The following is a 20,923-nucleotide window of genomic DNA, read 5'->3' on the forward strand; positions in this document are numbered from 1 at the left end:
CCATAGAGCGTTGGAACCACCTGATCCCATCCCGAACTCAGTAGTGAAACGACGCATCGCCGATGGTAGTGTGGAGTTTCTCCATGTGAGAGTAGGTCATCGTCAAGCTCCTATCCCAAGACCCCCGGTCAGCTTCGCTGGCCGGGGGTTTTGCTTTTGCGCGCGGGAAAGTCGGGCCATTGCTGCGTAGGCAATTCAGGCATGCCTCTATATGATGCGTGCCTGACTGTTGCGGGGGTGATATGCAGACCTTGCTGAAATTGCTGAGCGATGGCCGCTTTCATTCCGGAGAAGAGCTGGGTGCTCTCCTCGGAGTAAGTCGCAGCGCCGTCTGGAAGCGCCTTGAAGGCTTTGAGCGTGACTACGGTATGGTCGTGCAGCGAGTGCGCGGCCGTGGTTACCGCTTGGAAGAGCCGCTGAGCATTATCTCGCCCAGGGCCGACTTCGGCCTGTGGCCTCTCGATGTCCTGTTTTCGATCGACTCCACCAATGCCGAAGTGCTGCGGCGCCTTTCTGCCGGCGCTGCGGCGCCGTTTGCCATCCTGGGTGAGCGGCAGACCGCTGGGCGTGGCAGGCGAGGGCGGCAGTGGGAAAGTCCCTTTGGTGCCAACCTTTATTACACCCTGGGTATCACTGTACGTGGTGGTGCGCAGGAGTTGGAGGGGTTGAGTCTGGTGGTCGGCCTTGCGGTGGCAAGAGCGATCCAGTCTCTGGGCGTGAAAGATGTAGGCCTCAAGTGGCCCAATGACGTTCTGGTGGGTGGCAAAAAGATTGCCGGCATCCTGCTTGAGCTCACGGGAGATCCTGCTGACATCTGTAGTGTTGCGATTGGCGTCGGCATCAATGTGAACATGCGCAAGGCAGAGGCGATCGATCAGCCCTGGACTTCGATGCGCGAGGCGCTGGGTAGGCTGGTTGACCGTAACGAGTTGCTGCAGGCGCTGGAGTCTCAGCTTGCGGATGTTCTATCCCGTCATCGTGAGTATGGCTTCGCTGCCAGTCGCGAAGAGTGGGAGTCCCTTCATCTATGGCAGGGGCGGCAGGTCACGCTGTCCACTGCTGCCAATAATATCGTTGGGCGCGCGCTTGGCATCGATGAGCGGGGCGCGCTTCGCCTTCTGGTCGATGGCAAGGAGCACAGCTACAGCGGAGGCGAGTTGAGTCTGAGGTTGTCGGATGATTCTTGAGTTGGATTGTGGAAATAGCCTGATCAAGTGGCGAGTGGTCAGAAGGCATGACCTGGTGACTGTCGCCGGTGGCGTGGCGGACTCGGATCAAGCCTTGCTCGCGCAGCTGCAGGGCAGTGAGGCGGTGGATATCCGCTATTGCCGCATGGTCAGTGTTCGCAGTGAGCAGGAAACCGACGCGCTTCGTGTGAGCCTGGAGAGTGCTTTCCCTATTGCGGTGCAGATTGCTGCTCCGGCAATCGAGCTCAGCGGTGTGGTCAACGGCTACCGGGAGTATCAGCGCCTGGGAATGGACCGCTGGCTGGCCCTGGTGGCTGGTCACTGTCTGGCGGGGCGCGGATGCCTAGTGCTCGACCTTGGAACTGCTGTGACCTCGGATCTGGTCGATGCCGCGGGCAAGCATCTGGGAGGCTATATCGCACCCGGCATGCCGCTGATGCGAAGCCAGTTGCGTACTCACACTCGGCGGATTCGTTATGACGACGAGGCGGCCCATGAGGCGCTACAGAATCTACTGCCGGGGCAGGAAACTTCCGAGGCGGTGGAGCGCGGTTGCGTGCTGATGTTGCGCGGGTTCGTACGGGAGCAGATCGAGCTTGCCAACAAGCTGCTGGGTGATGACAGTGCTGTTTACCTGACCGGCGGAGATGCTGAGCTCGTCAAGGATGAGTCTGCTCGCGCGGTTGTGCTTCCGGACCTGGTATTTCTCGGGCTGGCACTTGCCTGTCCGATCGAGTGAGTCTGATTGATGCGCTGGTTCTTTCTTTTCCTGCTTGCCCTCAACGTCTTCTACTACGTCTGGCATCAACAGCAGGCGCCTCTCCGCCCCAAGGAGATTGCCCCGCTCAGCCTGTTTCACAGTGAGCAGAAGAATATTCGGCTGCTCAGCGAGTCTGCAGAAACACCTCAACGTCGCCAGGCTGAAGAAAAGGTGGCGACCGCTCCCGCATCTGCTTGCGTCTACCTGGGCAGCTTCCCGGTCGAGGATCGCGCCCGGCAATTGGTGCAGCGTCTGTTGAGTCTGGATGTGCAGGCTTCCGTGCAAACAGTGGACGCTGCTGCTGGTGTCGACTTCTGGGTTTATCTGCCACCGTTGGCGTCGCGCCAGGCATCACTCTGGCAGCTGCGGGAGTTGCAGGCTCGAAAGATTGACAGCTACATCATTACGGAAGGGGATCTGACTGACGGGATCTCTCTTGGCATCTTTCAGCGCAAGGACTCCGCCGACAGCGTGGTGGAGCGGCTGAAGACCGCTGGCTACGACGCTTTGGTGCGTGAGCTGGCTCGTTCGCAGCATGATTACTGGGCGCAGATCACACCGGAAAGCGGGCGCCTGGTTGACGACTCCCTGGTGCGTCAACTGGCGCCGGATTTCCCCGAACTGCAGAAACAAACAATGCCGTGCAAAAACGTTGCAAGCGCTCAATAGTTTGAATAGAATGGCGCCCGCTTCACAGGGGTGACCTGAAAAGGTTGAGCACTGGAAGCCGTTGTCGAAGAGCTAAGCTCAAGTTTTTTAAAGAAAAACAGTTGACAACGTGGTGGCAGGCTGTAGAATGCCGCCTCACTCGGAGGGGTTCCCGAGCGGCCAAAGGGATCAGACTGTAAATCTGACGTCTCAGACTTCGAAGGTTCGAATCCTTCCCCCTCCACCAGTTTCAAGCGTGAGCTGCAAGCTCCGCGGGTATAGTTCAGTGGTAGAACCTCAGCCTTCCAAGCTGATGATGCGGGTTCGATTCCCGCTACCCGCTCCAAGTTTGTTGCTGATGTCTTGCTCATGTAGCTCAGCTGGTAGAGCACACCCTTGGTAAGGGTGAGGTCAGCGGTTCAAATCCGCTCATGAGCTCCATCTCGCAAAGGCAGATATGAAAATATCTGCCTTTGTTTTAATGGTGACGTGACTTTCTCAATTCCTTACGGGAGGCGGTCAAGATGGCTAAAGAAAAATTTGAGCGTAACAAGCCGCACGTAAACGTCGGCACCATCGGTCACGTTGACCACGGCAAAACCACTCTGACCGCTGCTCTGACCAAGGTCTGCTCCGAGACCTGGGGTGGTTCCGCTCGCGCTTTCGACCAGATCGACAACGCGCCGGAAGAGAAGGCTCGTGGTATCACCATCAACACCTCTCACGTTGAATACGACTCGCCGGTACGCCACTACGCTCACGTAGACTGCCCGGGGCACGCCGACTACGTGAAGAACATGATCACCGGTGCTGCCCAGATGGACGGCGCGATCCTGGTTTGCTCGGCTGCTGACGGCCCCATGCCGCAGACCCGCGAGCACATCCTGCTGTCCCGTCAGGTAGGCGTTCCTTACATCGTCGTGTTCCTGAACAAGGCCGACATGGTTGACGACGCCGAGCTGCTGGAACTGGTCGAAATGGAAGTCCGCGATCTGCTGAACACCTACGACTTCCCGGGCGACGACACTCCGATCGTGATCGGTTCCGCTCTGATGGCTCTGAACGGCCAGGACGACAACGAGATGGGCGTTTCCGCCGTGCGCAAGCTGGTAGAAACCCTGGACTCCTACATCCCTGAGCCGGTTCGTGCAATCGACCAGCCGTTCCTGATGCCGATCGAAGACGTGTTCTCGATCTCCGGTCGTGGCACCGTGGTAACTGGCCGTGTTGAGCGTGGCATCGTCAAGGTCCAGGAAGAAGTGGAAATCGTCGGCATCAAGGCGACCACCAAGACCACCTGCACCGGCGTTGAAATGTTCCGCAAGCTGCTCGACGAAGGTCGTGCTGGTGAGAACGTCGGCGTCCTGCTGCGCGGCACCAAGCGTGAAGACGTAGAGCGTGGCCAGGTTCTGGCCAAGCCGGGCACCATCAAGCCGCACACCAAGTTCGAATGCGAAGTGTACGTGCTGTCCAAGGAAGAAGGTGGTCGTCACACCCCGTTCTTCAAGGGCTACCGTCCGCAGTTCTACTTCCGTACCACCGACGTAACCGGCAACTGCGAACTGCCGGAAGGCGTTGAGATGGTCATGCCGGGCGACAACGTGAAAATGGTTGTCACCCTGATCGCTCCGATCGCCATGGAAGATGGTCTGCGCTTCGCGATTCGCGAAGGCGGCCGTACCGTTGGCGCCGGTGTGGTTGCCAAGATCATCGAATAATCGATTGATCTTTCCCTATCAGGCCGGCATAATGGTCGGCCTGACTTTGTTCTAGGCCAGTAGCTCAATTGGCAGAGCGGCGGTCTCCAAAACCGCAGGTTGGGGGTTCGATTCCCTCCTGGCCTGCCAGATTCCTCAAGATCTGGCACTTCTTTAAACGGGATTCCTAGCAGATGAATGCGAAGGTAGAAGCCAAAGAGTCGCGTCTTGATCTCTTGAAGTGGCTTGTGGTTGCGGTGCTGGTGGTGGTGGCTGTGGTTGCCAACCAGTATTACTCCACGCAACCGATCTTCTATCGCGTTCTCGGTATCCTCGTGATGGCGGCTGTTGCAGGTTTCATTGCGCTGCAGACCGTCAAGGGGCGTGCGTTCTTTACTTTGGCTAAAGAGGCTCGCGCCGAGATTCGCAAGGTTGTATGGCCGTCTCGTCAAGAGACAACTCAGACCACGCTGATCGTAGTGGCAGTAGTGCTGGTAATGGCGCTGGTGCTTTGGGGGCTCGACTCCCTGCTGGGTTGGCTGGTTTCCATGATCGTAGGTTAAGGGTGTTCCGTGGCTAAGCGTTGGTACGTTGTGCATGCCTACTCGGGTTACGAGAAGCATGTCATGCGCTCGCTGATCGAGCGGGTCAAACTGGCCGGCATGGAAGACGGGTTTGGTGAGATTCTGGTCCCTACCGAAGAAGTGGTAGAGATGCGGAACGGCCAGAAGCGCAAGAGTGAGCGCAAATTCTTCCCGGGTTATGTCCTGGTGCAGATGGAGATGAACGAGGGTACCTGGCACTTGGTCAAGGACACTCCTCGCGTCATGGGCTTCATTGGTGGTACTGCCGACAAGCCGGCGCCTATCACTGATAAAGAAGCTGATGCCATTCTGCGCCGCGTTGCCGATAGCGGCGACAAGCCCAAGCCGAAGACCCTGTTCGAGCCGGGCGAGACTGTGCGTGTGATCGATGGTCCGTTCGCCGACTTCAATGGTGTCGTCGAAGAAGTTAACTACGAAAAGAGCCGCATCCAGGTCGCCGTGCTCATTTTCGGTCGCTCTACTCCGGTAGAGCTGGAGTTCAGTCAGGTAGAGAAAGTCTAACTGGCACAATGAATCCCACACCCCGCAGCCCTAGGCTGCGGGGTTTTGTCGTCATTGGGATAAACGCGATAGCAACCGGGGAGCCCGTCAGGGCGCTTGACCCGCATTTGGAGTAGCAAATGGCTAAGAAAATCACGGCTTACATCAAGCTGCAAGTTAAGGCCGGCCAGGCCAACCCGTCGCCGCCCGTAGGCCCCGCTCTGGGTCAGCATGGCGTGAACATCATGGAATTCTGCAAGGCGTTCAACGCCAAGACTCAAGGCCAAGAGCCGGGTCTGCCGACTCCTGTGATCATCACTGTTTACAGCGACCGTAGCTTCACCTTCGAAACCAAGAGCACCCCGGCTGCCGTCCTGCTGAAAAAAGCAGCCGGTATCAGCAGCGGTTCCGCTCGTCCGAACTCTCAGAAAGTCGGCACCGTTACCCGTGCCCAGCTGGAAGAGATCGCCAAGGCCAAGCAGGCTGACCTGACCGCTGCTGACCTGGACGCTGCCGTACGCACCATTGCTGGCTCCGCGCGCAGCATGGGCCTGAACGTGGAGGGTGTGTAATGGCTAAGCTGACCAAGCGTCAAAAGGCTATCGCCGAGAAGGTTGAAGCGGGCAAGCAATACGGCTTCGAAGATGCCGCCAAGCTGCTGGCCGAACTGTCGACCATCAAGTTCAAGGAGTCCGTGGACATCGCCATCAATCTGGGCGTTGATCCGCGTAAATCCGACCAGGTCGTGCGTGGTGCCACCGTTCTGCCGAACGGCACCGGCAAATCCGTACGCGTTGCCGTCTTCACCCAGGGTCCTGGTGTTGAAGCTGCCCTGGCTGCTGGTGCAGACAAGGTTGGCATGGACGAACTGGCTGCCGAAATGAAAGCCGGCGACCTGAACTACGACGTCGTCATCGCCTCCCCGGACGCGATGCGTGTTGTTGGCCAGCTGGGCCAGGTTCTCGGCCCGCGCGGTCTGATGCCGAACCCGAAAGTCGGCACCGTGACCCCGGACGTCGCCACCGCTGTCAAGAACGCCAAAGCCGGTCAGGTACGTTTCCGTACCGACAAGAACGGCATCATCCACGCTTCCGTTGGCAAGATCGACTTCGAGCCGGTCAAGCTGAAGCAGAACGTGGAAGCGCTGCTGAGCGATCTGAAGCGTCTGAAGCCGTCCTCCTCGAAGGGCGTGTACGTTCAGCGCGTAACCCTGAGCACCACCATGGGCCCAGGTCTGCAGATCGATCAGGCTTCGCTGGAAGGCTGATGAACTAAGTCGAGCAGTGGGTTCGCCCACTGTTCGCAGGTATTGGGGTCCCTGCCTGGCGGGGGCTATCCAAGACCGTAGGCGGCGCAAGCCTTAAACCCGGGAGGCGATCCTCTCAAGCCTACGCAGATGGTGCTCCCGATTCGTTTACCGAATCAGACACCAAAACGCCGCCCGGCTCTGGCTGGGCGAATCGGTAACATCCAGGAGTAAACCCGTGGCAATTAAACTCGAAGACAAGAAGGCCATCGTCGCTGAAGTCAACGAGGCTGCCAAAGCCGGTCTGTCCGCTGTCGTGGTTGATGCACGCGGCGTGACTGTCGGCGCTATGACCGGACTCCGTAAAGAGGCCCGCGCAGCTGGTGTGTACGTGAAAGTCGTGCGTAACACCCTGCTCAAGCGCGCCGTTGAAGGCACTCAGTTTGAAGTGCTCAACGACACGTTCAAGGGCCCGACCCTGATTGCTTTCTCCAACGAACATCCGGGCGCTGCCGCTCGTATCTTCAAGGAGTTTGCCAAGGGTCAGGACAAGTTCGAGATCAAGGCGGCCGCGTTCGAGGGTCAGTTCCTCGCAGCCAATCAGATCGACGTGCTGGCGACCCTGCCGACCTACAACGAAGCTGTTGCACAGCTGATGAGCGTGATCCAAGGCGCTACCAGCAAGCTGGCTCGTACTCTGGCGGCAATTCGCGATCAGAAAGAAGCGACCGCAGCCTAAGGCTCGACAGCTGCTTTCAACCTTTTTTGTTTAATTCGATGGCCTTAGGCCGTCACCCAATACAGGAATTAGAGTCATGGCTCTGACCAACGAAGACATCATCTCCGCCGTATCCGAAATGTCCGTCATGCAGATCGTTGAACTGATCAAGGCGATGGAAGAGAAGTTCGGCGTTACCGCTGCTGCCGCTACCGTTGCTGCTGCCGGCCCGGCTGCTGCCGCTGCTGAAGAGCAGACCGAGTTCACCATCGTCCTGGCCGAAGCTGGCGACAAGAAAGTGAACGTGATCAAGGTCGTTCGTGAACTGACCGGCCTGGGCCTGAAAGAAGCCAAGGCTGTCGTTGACGGCGCCCCGGGCGTGGTCAAGGAAGGCGCTTCGAAAGAAGAAGCCGAAGCTGCCAAGAAAGCCCTGGAAGAAGCAGGCGCCAAGGTCGAGCTCAAGTAAGTTCGTACCTTGCGTCGACAGCCCGAGCGTTAAGCGACAGGCTGATGGCTGGTGGCAAATGCCACCGGCCTTTTTCCGTTATGGGTGGGGTGCCGTGAGTGCCCCTCCATGACGTGAAAATCCCGCCACGACTGGCGGCGCAAACCAAGGGTTTGCACGATTTTGGGCTGCTCCCCGCGCGGGAGAGGCCAATCAAGCAGGTGACCAAGCTGGGGAACGCTGATGGCTTACTCATACACTGAGAAAAAACGTATCCGCAAGGACTTTAGCAAGTTGCCGGACGTCATGGATGTGCCGTATTTGCTGGCCATCCAGCTGGATTCCTATCGCGAATTCCTGCAGGCCGGTGCGAGCAAGGACCAGGTTCGAGACATCGGCCTGCATGCGGCCTTCAAGTCCGTCTTCCCGATTATCAGCTATTCCGGCAATGCTGCCCTGGAATACGTCGGCTACCGCCTCGGTGAGCCGGCATTCGATGTCAAGGAATGCGTGCTGCGCGGTGTGACCTTTGCGGTCCCGCTGCGTGTGAAAGTGCGCCTGATCATTTTCGACAAAGAATCGTCGAACAAAGCGATCAAGGACATCAAGGAACAAGAAGTCTACATGGGGGAAATCCCCCTGATGACCGAGAACGGTACCTTCATCATCAACGGTACCGAGCGCGTCATCGTTTCCCAGCTGCACCGTTCCCCGGGTGTGTTCTTCGACCACGACCGTGGCAAGACCCACAGCTCCGGCAAGCTGCTGTACTCCGCTCGTATCATTCCTTACCGCGGTTCGTGGCTCGACTTCGAGTTCGATCCGAAGGACTGCGTGTTCGTTCGTATCGACCGTCGCCGCAAACTGCCGGCTTCCGTCCTGCTGCGCGCGCTGAACTACAGCACCGAGGAAATCCTCAACGCGTTCTATGACACCAACGTCTACCAGATCAAGGGCGAGACCCTGAACCTGGAATTGGTGCCGTCGCGTCTGCGTGGCGAGATCGCCAGCTTCGACATCAAGGATGCCAGCGGCAAGGTCATCGTCGAGGCGGGCCGTCGTATCACTGCGCGCCACATCAACCAGCTCGAGAAGGCTGGCATCACCCAGCTGGAAGTGCCGTTCGACTACTTGATTGGCCGTACCGTGGCCAAGGCTGTCGTGCACCCGGCTACCGGCGAGATCATCGCCGAGTGCAACACCGAGCTGACCGTCGATGCCCTGGCCAAGATTGCCAAGGCCCAGGTTGCGCGCCTGGAAACTCTGTACACCAACGATATCGACTGTGGTCCGTTCATCTCCGACACGCTGAAGATCGACTCCACCAGCAACCAACTGGAAGCGCTGGTCGAGATCTATCGCATGATGCGTCCCGGTGAGCCGCCGACCAAGGAAGCCGCCGAAACCCTGTTCGGCAACCTGTTCTTCAGCGCCGAGCGTTACGACCTTTCGGCAGTCGGCCGTATGAAGTTCAACCGCCGCATCGGTCGTACCGAGATCGAAGGCGCGGGTGTCCTCAGCAAGGAAGATATCGTCGAGGTCCTCAAGACCCTGGTTGCCATCCGTAACGGTAAAGGCATCGTCGACGACATCGACCACCTGGGTAACCGTCGCGTCCGTTGCGTCGGCGAAATGGCCGAGAACCAGTTCCGCGTTGGCCTGGTGCGTGTCGAGCGCGCGGTCAAGGAACGTCTGTCGATGGCCGAAAGCGAAGGCCTGATGCCGCAGGACCTGATCAACGCCAAGCCGGTGGCTGCCGCGATCAAGGAGTTCTTCGGTTCCAGCCAGCTGTCGCAGTTCATGGACCAGAACAACCCGCTCTCCGAGATCACTCACAAACGCCGTGTATCCGCACTCGGCCCGGGTGGTCTGACCCGTGAGCGCGCGGGCTTCGAGGTTCGTGACGTACACCCGACCCACTACGGCCGCGTGTGCCCGATCGAAACCCCTGAAGGTCCGAACATCGGTCTGATCAACTCCCTGGCCACCTACGCTCGCACCAACAAGTACGGCTTCCTGGAAAGCCCGTACCGCGTGGTGAAGGAAGGTCTGGTCAGCGACGACATCGTCTTCCTGTCCGCGATCGAAGAGGCCGATCATGTGATCGCCCAGGCCTCGGCGACCCTGAACGAAAAGGGTCAGTTGATCGACGAACTGGTAGCCGTCCGTCACCTGAACGAATTCACCGTGAAGGCGCCGGAAGACGTCACCCTCATGGACGTATCGCCGAAGCAGGTCGTTTCCGTCGCTGCCTCGCTGATTCCGTTCCTCGAGCACGACGACGCCAACCGTGCACTCATGGGTTCGAACATGCAGCGTCAGGCTGTACCGACCCTGCGCGCCGACAAGCCGCTGGTCGGTACCGGCATGGAGCGCAACGTTGCCCGTGACTCCGGCGTCTGCGTGGTGGCTCGTCGTGGCGGCGTGATCGACTCGGTCGACGCCAGCCGTATCGTGGTCCGCGTGAACGACGATGAAGTCGAGACTGGCGAAGCCGGCGTCGACATCTACAACCTGACCAAGTACACCCGTTCCAACCAGAACACCTGCATCAACCAGCGTCCGCTGGTGCAGAAGGGGGATCAGGTTTCGCGCAGCGACATCCTGGCCGACGGTCCGTCCACCGATATGGGTGAACTGGCTCTGGGTCAGAACATGCGCGTTGCGTTCATGCCCTGGAACGGCTTCAACTTCGAAGACTCCATCTGCCTGTCCGAGCGCGTGGTCCAGGAAGATCGTTTCACCACGATCCACATCCAGGAACTGACCTGCGTTGCCCGTGACACCAAGCTCGGCCCAGAGGAAATCACCGCGGACATCCCGAACGTGGGTGAGGCTGCGCTGAACAAGCTGGACGAAGCAGGCATCGTCTACGTCGGCGCCGAAGTACAGGCCGGCGACATTCTGGTCGGCAAGGTCACCCCGAAAGGCGAGACCCAGCTGACTCCGGAAGAGAAGCTGCTGCGCGCGATCTTCGGTGAGAAGGCGTCCGACGTGAAGGACACCTCCCTGCGTGTGCCGACCGGTACCAAGGGCACCGTCATCGACGTACAGGTCTTCACCCGTGATGGCGTGGAGCGCGACAGCCGTGCCCTGTCCATCGAGAAGATGCAGCTGGACGAGATCCGCAAGGACCTGAACGAAGAGTTCCGCATCGTCGAAGGCGCGACCTTCGAGCGTCTGCGTTCCGCTCTGGTCGGTGCCAAGGCCGATGGCGGTCCTGCCCTGAAGAAAGGCGCAGAGATCACCGACGAGTACCTGGACGGCCTCGAGCGCGGTCAGTGGTTCAAGCTGCGCATGGCGGAAGACGCTCTGAACGAGCAGCTGGAGAAGGCCCAGGCCTACATCAGCGACCGTCGCCAGATGCTCGACGACAAGTTCGAAGACAAGAAGCGCAAGCTGCAGCAGGGCGACGACCTGGCGCCGGGCGTACTGAAGATCGTCAAGGTCTACCTCGCCATCAAGCGCCGCATCCAGCCGGGCGACAAGATGGCGGGCCGCCACGGTAACAAGGGTGTGGTCTCGGTGATCATGCCGGTCGAAGACATGCCGCACGATGCCAATGGTACTCCGGTGGATATCGTTCTGAACCCGCTGGGCGTACCGTCGCGTATGAACGTCGGTCAGATCCTCGAAACCCACCTGGGCCTCGCGGCCAAGGGCCTGGGCGAGAAGATCAACCGCATGCTCGAAGAGCAGCGCAAGATCGCCGAGCTGCGTGTCTTCCTGAACGAGATCTACAACGAGATCGGCGGCCGCCAGGAGAGCCTGGACGAGCTGAACGATAACGAGATCCTCGCTCTGGCCAACAACCTCAAGGGCGGCGTGCCCATGGCTACCCCGGTGTTCGACGGTGCCAAGGAGCGCGAGATCAAGGCCATGCTGAAGCTGGCTGATCTGCCGGAGAGCGGTCAGATGCGTCTGTATGACGGCCGCACCGGCAACCAGTTCGAGCGTACGACCACTGTGGGTTACATGTACATGCTCAAGCTGAACCACCTGGTCGATGACAAGATGCACGCACGTTCCACCGGCTCCTACAGCCTGGTTACCCAGCAGCCGCTGGGTGGTAAGGCGCAGTTCGGTGGCCAGCGTTTCGGGGAGATGGAGGTCTGGGCGCTGGAAGCCTACGGTGCCGCCTACACCCTGCAGGAAATGCTGACCGTGAAGTCGGACGACGTGAACGGCCGTACCAAGATGTACAAGAACATCGTGGACGGGGATCACCGCATGGAGGCCGGCATGCCCGAGTCCTTCAACGTGTTGATCAAAGAGATCCGCTCGCTCGGCATCGATATCGAACTGGAAACCGAATAACACGTGACGTCAGACGGTGCGGCTGGTCAAGGCCGGTCGCACCGGGTCCGTGAGGAGGAAAGGCCTTGAAAGACTTGCTTAATCTGTTGAAAAACCAGGGTCAGATCGAAGAGTTCGATGCCATCCGTATTGGTCTGGCCTCGCCCGAGATGATCCGTTCCTGGTCCTTCGGTGAAGTCAAGAAGCCGGAGACCATCAACTACCGCACCTTCAAGCCGGAGCGCGATGGCCTGTTCTGCGCCAAGATCTTCGGCCCGGTGAAGGACTACGAGTGCCTGTGCGGTAAGTACAAGCGCCTCAAGCACCGCGGTGTGATCTGCGAGAAGTGCGGCGTGGAAGTCGCTCTGGCCAAGGTGCGCCGTGAGCGCATGGGCCACATCGAGCTGGCTTCTCCCGTCGCCCACATCTGGTTCCTGAAGTCCCTGCCGTCCCGTATCGGCCTGCTGCTGGACATGACCCTGCGTGACATCGAACGCGTGCTCTATTTCGAGAGCTACGTGGTGATCGATCCGGGCATGACCACCCTGGAGAAGGGCCAACTGCTGAACGACGAGCAGTACTTCGAAGCCCTCGAAGAGTTCGGTGACGACTTCGACGCCCGCATGGGTGCGGAAGCCGTTCGCGAGCTGCTCAACGCTATCGATCTGGAGCACGAGATCGGCCGCCTGCGCGAAGAGATTCCGCAGACCAACTCGGAAACCAAGATCAAGAAGCTGTCCAAGCGCCTGAAGCTGATGGAGGCCTTCCAGGGCTCCGGCAACCATCCCGAGTGGATGGTGCTGACCGTCCTGCCGGTGCTGCCGCCGGACCTGCGTCCGCTGGTTCCGCTGGATGGCGGCCGCTTCGCGACTTCGGATCTGAACGATCTGTATCGCCGCGTGATCAACCGTAACAACCGTCTGAAGCGCCTGCTCGACCTGGCCGCTCCGGACATCATCGTGCGCAACGAAAAGCGCATGCTGCAGGAAGCCGTCGACGCCCTGCTGGACAACGGCCGTCGCGGTCGTGCCATCACCGGCTCGAACAAGCGCCCGCTGAAGTCCCTGGCCGACATGATCAAGGGCAAGCAGGGTCGCTTCCGTCAGAACCTGCTCGGCAAGCGCGTGGACTACTCCGGCCGTTCGGTCATTACCGTAGGTCCGACCCTGCGTCTGCACCAGTGCGGTCTGCCGAAGAAAATGGCCCTGGAGCTGTTCAAGCCGTTCATCTTCGGCAAGCTGGAAGGTCGTGGCATGGCCACCACCATCAAGGCCGCCAAGAAGATGGTCGAGCGCGAGCTGCCGGAAGTGTGGGACGTTCTCGCCGAAGTCATCCGCGAACACCCCGTACTGCTGAACCGTGCGCCGACCCTGCACCGTCTGGGCATCCAGGCGTTCGAGCCGGTACTGATCGAAGGTAAAGCCATCCAGCTGCACCCGCTGGTCTGCGCCGCGTACAACGCCGACTTCGACGGTGACCAGATGGCCGTGCACGTTCCGCTGACCCTCGAGGCTCAGTTGGAAGCGCGCGCGCTGATGATGTCCACCAACAACATTCTGTCGCCCGCCAACGGCGAGCCGATCATCGTTCCGTCGCAGGACGTGGTCATGGGTCTGTACTACATGACCCGTGAAGCGATCAACGCGAAGGGCGAGGGCATGGCTTTCGCAGACCTGCAGGAAGTTGACCGCGCTTACCGCAGCGGCCAGGTGTCCCTGCACGCCCGCGTAAAAGTGCGCATCAACGAGAAGATCAAGAACGAAGACGGCTCCCTGACCGCGAACACCCGTATCGTCGACTCCACCGTCGGCCGTGCGCTGCTGTTCCAGGTTGTCCCGGCCGGCCTGCCCTTCGACGTGGTCAACCAGTCGATGAAGAAGAAGGCGATCTCCAAGCTGATCAACCACTGCTACCGCGTGGTCGGTCTGAAGGACACCGTTATCTTCGCTGACCAGTTGATGTACACCGGCTTCGCCTACTCGACCATCTCCGGTGTGTCGATCGGCGTGAACGACTTCGTCATCCCGGACGAGAAGGCCCGCATCATCGATGCCGCCACCGAGGAAGTGAAGGAGATCGAGAGCCAGTACGCCTCCGGCCTGGTCACCCAGGGCGAGAAGTACAACAAGGTGATCGACCTCTGGTCCAAGGCCAACGACGAAGTGTCCAAGGCGATGATGGCCAACCTCTCGAAAGAGAAGGTGACCGATCGCGAGGGCAAGCAGGTCGACCAGGAGTCCTTCAACTCCATGTACATGATGGCGGACTCCGGTGCGCGGGGTTCTGCGGCCCAGATCCGTCAGCTGGCCGGTATGCGTGGCCTGATGGCCAAGCCGGACGGCTCCATCATCGAGACCCCGATCACCGCGAACTTCCGTGAAGGTCTGAACGTACTCCAGTACTTCATCTCCACTCACGGTGCTCGTAAAGGTCTGGCGGATACCGCACTGAAGACCGCGAACTCCGGTTACCTGACCCGTCGTCTCGTCGACGTGGCCCAGGATCTGGTGGTGACCGAGATCGATTGCGGCACCGAGCATGGCCTGGTCATGTCTCCGCACATCGAAGGCGGCGACGTGGTTGAGCCGCTGGGTGAGCGTGTACTCGGTCGTGTGATTGCGCGCGACGTGTTCAAGCCGGGCAGCGACGACGTCATCGTTGAAGCTGGCACCCTGATCGACGAGAAGTGGGTTGATTTCCTCGAGCAGATGAGCGTCGACGAAGTCGTTGTGCGTTCGCCGATCACCTGCGAAACCCGTCACGGCATTTGCGCCATGTGCTACGGCCGCGATCTGGCCCGTGGTCACCGCGTGAACATCGGCGAGGCTGTCGGCGTTATCGCTGCCCAGTCGATCGGTGAGCCGGGTACCCAGCTGACGATGCGTACCTTCCACATCGGTGGTGCGGCCAGCCGTACTTCTGCCGTGGACAACGTTCAGGTCAAGAACGGCGGCACCATTCGCCTGCACAACCTGAAGCACGTAGAGCGTGCCGATGGCGCCCTGGTAGCGGTTTCCCGTTCCGGTGAGCTGGCGGTAGCCGACGACTTCGGTCGTGAGCGCGAGCGCTACAAGCTGCCGTACGGTGCGGTAATTTCCGTGAAGGAAGGTGACAAGGTCGACCCGGGCGCCATCGTCGCCAAGTGGGACCCGCACACCCACCCGATCGTCACCGAGATGGACGGCACCGTGGCCTTCGTGGGCATGGAAGAGGGCATCACCATCAAGCGCCAGACCGACGAACTGACCGGTCTGACCAACATCGAAGTGATGGATCCGAAGGATCGTCCGGCTGCCGGCAAGGACATCCGTCCGGCCGTGAAGCTGATCGACGCCGCAGGCAAGGATCTGCTGCTGCCGGGTACCGACGTACCGGCTCAGTACTTCCTGCCGGCGAACGCCCTGGTCAACCTCAACGATGGCGCGAAAGTGCGTATCGGTGACGTTATCGCGCGTATCCCGCAGGAAACCTCGAAGACCCGCGACATCACCGGTGGTCTGCCGCGCGTTGCCGACCTGTTCGAAGCTCGTCGTCCGAAAGAGCCTTCGATCCTGGCGGAAATCAGCGGCACCATCTCCTTCGGCAAGGAAACCAAGGGCAAGCGCCGTCTGGTCATCACTCCCACCGACGGTAGCGATCCGTACGAGGAGCTGATTCCGAAGTGGCGTCACCTGAACGTGTTCGAAGGTGAGCAAGTCAGCCGTGGTGAAGTGATCTCCGACGGCCCGAGCAACCCGCACGACATCCTCCGTCTGCTGGGTGTGAGCTCGCTGGCCAAGTACATCGTCAACGAGATCCAGGACGTTTACCGTCTGCAGGGCGTGAAGATCAACGACAAGCACATCGAGACCATCCTGCGCCAGATGCTGCGCAAGGTCGAAGTGGCCGAGTCGGGCGATTCGTCCTTCATCAAGGGCGACCAGGTCGAACTGGTCCACGTGCTGGAAGAGAACGAAGTACTGGGTACCCAGGACAAGTTCCCGGCCAAGTACGAGCGCGTTCTGTTGGGTATCACCAAGGCCTCGCTGTCCACCGAGTCGTTCATCTCGGCGGCATCCTTCCAGGAGACCACCCGCGTCCTCACCGAGGCGGCGGTCACCGGCAAGCGCGACTTCCTGCGCGGCCTGAAGGAAAACGTGGTCGTGGGTCGACTGATCCCGGCAGGTACCGGTCTGGCTTACCACAGCGAGCGCAAGCGTCAGCGCGAACTCGGCAAACCGCAGCGCGTGAGCGCGAGCGAGGCTGAAGCAGCATTGGCCGAAGCGCTCAATCTGAGCGGTAACTAAGCCTCAAACAAAGCCCCGGTTGTCTTGACAACCGGGGCTTTGTCTTGACTGGAATCCGTAAGCTCTTTAGTATCTTGTACCCCGAAAATTGGCAGGGCGCTTGCTCTGCCCATTTTCGTTTTTAAGTGTCGTAAGACAATCAGTGGAGCTATAGATGGCAACTATCAACCAGCTGGTGCGCAAGCCGCGCAAGCGCCTGGTAGACAAGAGCGGCGTTCCTGCCCTGCAGAACTGCCCTCAGCGTCGCGGCGTATGCACCCGCGTCTACACCACCACCCCGAAGAAGCCGAACTCCGCACTGCGTAAAGTGTGCCGTGTTCGTCTGACCAACGGTTTCGAGGTTTCCTCGTACATCGGCGGTGAAGGTCACAACCTGCAAGAGCACAGCGTAGTGCTGATCCGTGGCGGTCGTGTAAAAGACCTTCCGGGTGTTCGCTACCACACCGTGCGTGGTTCGCTGGACACCTCCGGTGTCAAAGACCGTAAGCAGGGTCGCTCGAAGTACGGCGCGAAGCGTCCGAAGTAATTTTGTTTTCCTATTTGCTGAGTCGATAAGAGTAAGGTCGGGCATCGAGTCCCGGATTACCTGAAGACCGTTTGAGGGCTTATCAATGCCAAGACGTCGTGTAGCGGCCAAACGTGAGATCCTGGCCGATCCGAAATACGGAAGCCAGATTCTGGCCAAGTTCATGAACCACGTGATGGAAAGCGGCAAGAAAGCCGTTGCCGAGCGTATCGTTTACGGTGCTCTGGACAAGGTCAAAGAGCGCGGTAAAGGCGACCCCCTGGAAATCTTCGAAAAAGCACTCGACGCCATCGCTCCGCTGGTCGAAGTGAAGTCCCGCCGTGTCGGCGGTGCTACCTACCAGGTTCCGGTTGAAGTACGTCCGTCCCGTCGTAATGCACTGGCTATGCGTTGGCTGGTGGACTTCGCCCGCAAGCGTGGCGAGAAGTCCATGGCTCTGCGCCTGGCTGGCGAGCTGCTGGATGCCGCTGAAGGCAAAGGCGCTGCCGTCAAGAAGCGTGAAGACGTGCACCGTATGGCCGAGGCCAACAAAGCGTTCTCGCACTACCGCTTCTAATTACGGCATCAACACTTCTGCGAGGGCTTTATGGCTCGTAACACAGCAATCAACCGCTACCGGAACATTGGTATCTGTGCCCACGTTGACGCGGGCAAGACCACCACTACCGAGCGGATCCTGTTCTACACAGGTCTCAGCCACAAGATGGGTGAGGTGCACGACGGCGCTGCTACCACCGACTGGATGGTGCAGGAGCAGGAGCGTGGTATCACCATCACCTCCGCTGCGATCACGACCTTCTGGGAAGGTTCGCGCGGCCAGTACGACAAGTACCGCGTAAACGTCATCGACACCCCCGGCCACGTAGACTTCACCATTGAAGTTGAGCGCTCCCTGCGCGTACTGGACGGCGCCGTCGTTGTGTTCTGCGGCACCTCCGGCGTTGAGCCGCAGTCCGAAACCGTATGGCGTCAAGCCAACAAGTACGGCGTTCCGCGTATCGTTTACGTGAACAAGATGGACCGCGCCGGCGCCAACTTCCTGCGCGTCGTCGGTCAGATCAAGAACCGCCTGGGTCACACCCCGGTTCCGGTTCAGCTGGCCATCGGTGCAGAAGATGACTTCCAGGGTCAGGTTGACCTGCTGAAGATGAAGGCCATCTACTGGAACGAAGACGACAAAGGCACTTCCTATCGCGAGGAAGAAATTCCCGCCGATATGGTCGAGCTGGCCACCGAGTGGCGCAACAACATGGTCGAGGCTGCTGCCGAAGCCAACGAAGAGCTGATGAACAAGTACCTGGAAGAGGGTGAGCTGTCGATCGAAGAGATCAAGGCTGGCCTGCGTCTGCGTACCATCGCTTGCGAAATCGTACCGGCTGTCTGCGGCTCCTCGTTCAAGAACAAGGGCGTGCCCCTGGTTCTCGACGCCGTCATCGACTTCCTGCCTGCTCCGACCGAGATTCCGGCGATCCAGGGTATTCACCCGGATCACATTGACGACGGCGACGACGCTCCGAAAGACGAGCGCCCGGCTGACGACAATGCTCCGTTCTCGGCTCTGGCATTCAAGATCGCCACCGACCCGTTCGTAGGTACTCTGACCTTCGTTCGCGTCTACTCGGGCGTTCTGGAGTCCGGTAACTCGGTTATCAACTCCGTGAAAGGCAAGAAAGAGCGCGTTGGTCGTATGGTGCAGATGCACGCCAACCAGCGTGACGAGATCAAAGAAGTACGCGCTGGCGACATCGCTGCTCTGATCGGCATGAAGGACGTCACCACCGGTGACACCCTGTGCGACATCGAGAAGCCGATCATCCTCGAGCGTATGGACTTCCCGGAGCCTGTGATCTCGGTAGCTGTTGAGCCGAAGACCAAGGCTGACCAGGAGAAGATGGGCATCGCCCTCGGCAAGCTGGCTCAGGAAGACCCGTCGTTCCGCGTCAAGACCGACGAAGAAACCGGCCAGACCATCATCTCCGGTATGGGTGAGCTGCACCTGGACATCCTCGTCGACCGCATGAAGCGTGAATTCGGCGTGGAAGCGAACATCGGCAAGCCGCAGGTTTCGTACCGCGAAACCATCTCGAAGGACAACATCGAGATCGAAGGCAAGTTCGTTCGCCAGTCCGGCGGCCGTGGCCAGTTCGGTCACTGCTGGATCCGCTTCTCCGCTCCCGATGTGGACGAGAAGGGCAACATCACTGAAGGCCTGGTCTTCACCAACGAAGTCGTGGGCGGTGTGGTTCCGAAGGAATACATCCCGGCCATCCAGAAAGGCATCGAGGAGCAGATGAAGAACGGCGTTGTCGCCGGCTATCCGCTGATCGGCCTGAAGGCGACCGTCTTCGATGGTTCCTACCACGACGTCGACTCCAACGAGATGGCGTTCAAGATCGCTGCTTCCATGGCGACCAAGCAGCTGGCCCAGAAGGGCGGCGGCAAGGTTCTGGAGCCGATCATGAAGGTGGAAGTGGTGACTCCTGAGGACTACATGGGTGACGTGATGGGTGACCTGAACCGTCGTCGTGGTCTGATTCAGGGGATGGAAGACTCGGTTTCCGGTAAGGTGATCCGTGCCGAGGTTCCGCTGGGCGAGATGTTCGGTTATGCAACCGACGTGCGTTCCATGTCCCAGGGTCGCGCTAGCTACTCCATGGAATTCTCCAAGTATGCTGAAGCTCCGGCGAACGTCGTCGAAGCTCTGGCCAAAAAACAAGCTTGATTCAGCTCTTTTAGTAAGAGGTTACTCTCGTGGCTAAAGAAAAATTTGAACGTAACAAACCGCACGTCAACGTCGGCACCATCGGTCACGTTGACCACGGCAAAACCACTCTGACCGCTGCTCTGACCAAGGTCTGCTCCGAGACCTGGGGTGGTTCCGCTCGCGCTTTCGACCAGATCGACAACGCGCCGGAAGAGAAGGCTCGTGGTATCACCATCAACACCTCTCACGTTGAATACGACTCGCCGGTACGCCACTACGCTCACGTAGACTGCCCAGGCCACGCCGACTACGTGAAGAACATGATCACCGGTGCTGCCCAGATGGACGGCGCGATCCTGGTTTGCTCGGCTGCTGACGGCCCCATGCCGCAGACCCGCGAGCACATCCTGCTGTCCCGTCAGGTAGGCGTTCCTTACATCGTCGTGTTCCTGAACAAGGCCGACATGGTTGACGACGCCGAGCTGCTGGAACTGGTCGAAATGGAAGTTCGCGATCTGCTGAACACCTACGACTTCCCGGGCGATGACACTCCGATCGTGATCGGTTCCGCTCTGATGGCTCTGAACGGCCAGGACGACAACGAGATGGGCGTTTCCGCCGTGCGCAAGCTGGTAGAAACCCTGGATTCCTACATCCCTGAGCCGGTTCGTGCAATCGACCAGCCGTTCCTGATGCCGATCGAAGACGTGTTCTCGATCTCCGGTCGTGGCACCGTGGTAACTGGCCGTGTTGAGCGTGGCATCGTCAAGGTCCAGGAAGAAGTGGAAATCGTCGGCATCAAGGCGACCACCAAGACCACCTGCACCGGCGTTGAAATGTTCCGCAAGCTGCTCGACGAAGGTCGTGCTGGTGAGAACGTCGGCGTCCTGCTGCGCGGCACCAAGCGTGAAGACGTAGAGCGTGGCCAGGTTCTGGCCAAGCCGGGCACCATCAAGCCGCACACCAAGTTCGAATGCGAAGTGTACGTGCTGTCCAAGGAAGAAGGTGGTCGTCACACCCCGTTCTTCAAGGGCTACCGTCCGCAGTTCTACTTCCGTACCACCGACGTGACCGGCAACTGCGAACTGCCGGAAGGCGTTGAGATGGTAATGCCGGGCGACAACGTGAAAATGGTTGTCACCCTGATCGCTCCGATCGCCATGGAAGATGGCCTGCGCTTCGCGATTCGCGAAGGCGGCCGTACCGTTGGCGCCGGCGTGGTTGCCAAGATCATCGAGTAATCGCTGATCCGCTGCAGAAAAAGGGACCCTTCGGGGTCCCTTTTTCGTTGAGTTGGTTAAATATTGACACCCCCCAGGCGCATC

16 protein-coding genes, 4 tRNA genes and 1 rRNA gene are annotated in these 20,923 nt (G+C 59.5%); all 21 read left to right on the top strand.

Annotated features, from left to right (window positions below):
• A 5S ribosomal RNA gene (gene rrf, locus GJV37_RS13300) occupies positions 1-108 on the top strand; the annotation flags it as partial.
• A 134-nt stretch (positions 109-242) separates the two neighbouring features.
• Entirely contained in the window at positions 243-1,187 is a 945-nt protein-coding gene (birA, locus tag GJV37_RS13305; RefSeq protein ID WP_024767488.1) for a bifunctional biotin--[acetyl-CoA-carboxylase] ligase/biotin operon repressor BirA, read from the top strand.
• On the top strand, positions 1,177-1,926 hold the full coding sequence (locus GJV37_RS13310; RefSeq protein WP_024767489.1) for a pantothenate kinase: 750 nt from the start codon (positions 1,177-1,179) through the stop codon (positions 1,924-1,926). Before birA ends, GJV37_RS13310 begins: the two co-directional genes overlap by 11 nt.
• Before the next feature lie 9 nt (positions 1,927-1,935).
• On the top strand, positions 1,936-2,616 hold the full coding sequence (locus tag GJV37_RS13315; protein ID WP_024767490.1) for an SPOR domain-containing protein: 681 nt from the start codon (positions 1,936-1,938) through the stop codon (positions 2,614-2,616).
• A 141-nt stretch (positions 2,617-2,757) separates the two neighbouring features.
• Positions 2,758-2,842, top strand: a tRNA-Tyr gene (locus GJV37_RS13320).
• 25 nt (positions 2,843-2,867) lie between these two features.
• Positions 2,868-2,941, top strand: a tRNA-Gly gene (locus tag GJV37_RS13325).
• 19 nt (positions 2,942-2,960) lie between these two features.
• Positions 2,961-3,036 (top strand) — tRNA-Thr (locus GJV37_RS13330).
• An 83-nt stretch (positions 3,037-3,119) separates the two neighbouring features.
• The gene (tuf, locus tag GJV37_RS13335; RefSeq protein WP_065327628.1) at positions 3,120-4,313 is read left to right on the top strand and encodes an elongation factor Tu; all 1,194 of its coding nucleotides are present in this window, start codon (positions 3,120-3,122) and stop codon (positions 4,311-4,313) included.
• A 53-nt stretch (positions 4,314-4,366) separates the two neighbouring features.
• A tRNA-Trp gene (locus GJV37_RS13340) sits at positions 4,367-4,442 on the top strand.
• Positions 4,443-4,486: 44 nt separating this feature from the next.
• Positions 4,487-4,855: a preprotein translocase subunit SecE gene (secE, locus tag GJV37_RS13345; protein ID WP_024767121.1), complete on the top strand. Its 369-nt coding sequence runs from the start codon at positions 4,487-4,489 to the stop codon at positions 4,853-4,855.
• 9 nt (positions 4,856-4,864) lie between these two features.
• On the top strand, positions 4,865-5,398 hold the full coding sequence (gene nusG / locus GJV37_RS13350; protein ID WP_015475310.1) for a transcription termination/antitermination protein NusG: 534 nt from the start codon (positions 4,865-4,867) through the stop codon (positions 5,396-5,398).
• A 119-nt stretch (positions 5,399-5,517) separates the two neighbouring features.
• The gene (gene rplK, locus GJV37_RS13355; protein ID WP_152219896.1) at positions 5,518-5,949 is read left to right on the top strand and encodes a 50S ribosomal protein L11; all 432 of its coding nucleotides are present in this window, start codon (positions 5,518-5,520) and stop codon (positions 5,947-5,949) included.
• A complete protein-coding gene (gene rplA, locus GJV37_RS13360) occupies positions 5,949-6,644 on the top strand; it encodes a 50S ribosomal protein L1 (protein ID WP_017516428.1) in 696 nt (231 codons plus the stop codon). The genes rplK and rplA overlap by 1 nt, the downstream gene beginning before the upstream one ends.
• Before the next feature lie 217 nt (positions 6,645-6,861).
• Positions 6,862-7,362 (top strand): 50S ribosomal protein L10, encoded by a 501-nt coding sequence (gene rplJ, locus GJV37_RS13365; RefSeq protein ID WP_017516429.1) that lies wholly within the window; start codon positions 6,862-6,864, stop codon positions 7,360-7,362.
• Positions 7,363-7,438: 76 nt separating this feature from the next.
• Positions 7,439-7,807 (top strand): 50S ribosomal protein L7/L12, encoded by a 369-nt coding sequence (gene rplL, locus GJV37_RS13370; protein WP_017516430.1) that lies wholly within the window; start codon positions 7,439-7,441, stop codon positions 7,805-7,807.
• A gap of 222 nt (positions 7,808-8,029) precedes the next feature.
• Entirely contained in the window at positions 8,030-12,103 is a 4,074-nt protein-coding gene (rpoB, locus tag GJV37_RS13375) for a DNA-directed RNA polymerase subunit beta (protein ID WP_024767123.1), read from the top strand.
• A gap of 65 nt (positions 12,104-12,168) precedes the next feature.
• Positions 12,169-16,368 carry a DNA-directed RNA polymerase subunit beta' gene (gene rpoC / locus GJV37_RS13380; protein WP_045217354.1) on the top strand — a complete coding sequence of 1,400 codons (4,200 nt, stop codon included), beginning with the start codon at positions 12,169-12,171 and terminating at the stop codon, positions 16,366-16,368.
• Positions 16,369-16,522: 154 nt separating this feature from the next.
• Positions 16,523-16,894, top strand: a complete 372-nt coding sequence (gene rpsL / locus GJV37_RS13385; RefSeq protein ID WP_015475317.1) for a 30S ribosomal protein S12 — start codon at positions 16,523-16,525, stop codon at positions 16,892-16,894.
• 85 nt (positions 16,895-16,979) lie between these two features.
• Entirely contained in the window at positions 16,980-17,450 is a 471-nt protein-coding gene (rpsG, locus tag GJV37_RS13390) for a 30S ribosomal protein S7 (protein WP_024767125.1), read from the top strand.
• A 30-nt stretch (positions 17,451-17,480) separates the two neighbouring features.
• Complete coding sequence (gene fusA / locus GJV37_RS13395) at positions 17,481-19,616, top strand: elongation factor G (protein ID WP_024767126.1); 2,136 nt, start codon at positions 17,481-17,483, stop codon at positions 19,614-19,616.
• 29 nt (positions 19,617-19,645) lie between these two features.
• Positions 19,646-20,839 (top strand): elongation factor Tu, encoded by a 1,194-nt coding sequence (gene tuf / locus GJV37_RS13400; protein ID WP_065327628.1) that lies wholly within the window; start codon positions 19,646-19,648, stop codon positions 20,837-20,839.
• Positions 20,840-20,923: the final 84 nt, after the last annotated feature.

The organism is Pseudomonas nitroreducens, from assembly GCF_010994165.1.
GTDB lineage: Bacteria > Pseudomonadota > Gammaproteobacteria > Pseudomonadales > Pseudomonadaceae > Pseudomonas > Pseudomonas nitroreducens.